General features: G+C 74.5%; 1 protein-coding gene. It reads right to left on the reverse strand.

What is annotated here, in order from left to right; genetic code table 11:
• Positions 1-1,413 (reverse strand): mannitol dehydrogenase family protein (locus DW299_RS02545; RefSeq protein ID WP_205814313.1); only part of this gene is annotated, 1,413 nt, incomplete at both ends.

Below are 1,413 nucleotides of genomic sequence, written 5' to 3' on the forward strand. Positions count from 1 at the left end.
AGCGAGGCGCGCGCGGCGACGAACTCCGCCCGCAGCCGTGCGTCGCGCCCCAGGTCGCCGAAGACCTCCGTGCAGTCCAGGAACGCGCCGGGTTCCGCGGCCTCGGCGGCCACCGCCGCGCGCAGCAGGGCGAGCCGGCGGTCGGACACCGGGGTCGGCGTCCCGTCTTCCGCGGCACCCTCGAGGAAGACGCTCCAGGCCGCGAGCACGAGCACGGCGTGCGCGATCGAGCCGCCCGTGGCGAGCCGCTCCCGCACGACCGGGAGCAGGAAGGTGGGGATGCGGTCGGAGCCGTCCACGACCTGCCGGGCGAGGGTGTCGCGCACGGCCGTGCTGCCGAACCGGGCGAGCAGCTGCTCCCCGTACGCGTCGAGGTCGATGCCCGGTACGGGACGCAGGGTGGGAACGGCCTCCTGCTGCATGTACCCGCGCAGGAAGGTGCGGAAGAGCGGGTCCGCGCACACCTCGTGCACCATGGTCGCCCCGGCGAGGATGCCGAGGTAGCTCATCGCCTGGTGTGAGGCGTTCAGCAGCCGGAGCTTCATGAGCTCGTACGGCTCGACGTCGTCGACGAGCTGCACGCCGACCGTGTCGAACGCCGGGCGGCCGAGCGGGAAACGGTCCTCGAGCACCCACTGCACGAAGTCCTCGGAGCGCACCGGCCACCGGTCGTCCACGCCGAAGCGCTCCCGGACGAGCGCGCGGGTCTCGTCGGTGGTCACCGGGGTGATGCGGTCGACCATCGAATGGGGGAACGCCACGTTCGTGCGGATCCAGGCCCCGAGTTCCGGGTCGAGCCGTTCGGCGAAGCCGCTGAGAGCCGTGCGGGCGACGCCGCCGTTGCCGGGGATGTTGTCGCACGACAGGACGGTGAACGGCGCGATCCCGGCCGCGCGGCGGCGGGCGAGGGCGGCGGCGAGGTGTCCGAGAGCACTCCGGGGCGGGGTGCCGCGCCCGTGCGCGGCGTCGTCGAGGTCGGCGAGGGTCGCGGCGTCCTGCGGCACGAAGGCGCCGGTGCGCTCGTCGATCCCGTAGCCGCCCTCGGTGATCGTGAGCGAGACGATGCGTGTGGCGGGGTCGCTCAGGCGCGCCTGGACGGCCTCGGGGTCGTCGGGCGCGAAGAGATACTCCGTGAGCGCACCGATCACGCGGGCCGACTCCGTGCTGTCGGGCGTCACGGTCACGAGCGTGTACAGCCCGTCCTGCGCGGCGAGGGCGTCGCGCATGGCGGCGTCGTGGGGCAACAGGCCGACGCCGGAGATGCCCCAGTCCGCGTCGCCCGCGGCCAGCAGCCGGTCGACGAACATGGCCTCGTGCGCGCGGTGGAAGTTGCCGACGCCGAGGTGCACGATGCCGGGTCGCACGCGGGCCCGGTCGTAGGCGGGGCGGGCGACGGCGGCGGGCAGCCGCTGC

Source organism: Microbacterium sp. K35, assembly GCF_004794375.1.
Taxonomy (GTDB): domain Bacteria; phylum Actinomycetota; class Actinomycetes; order Actinomycetales; family Microbacteriaceae; genus Microbacterium; species Microbacterium sufflavum.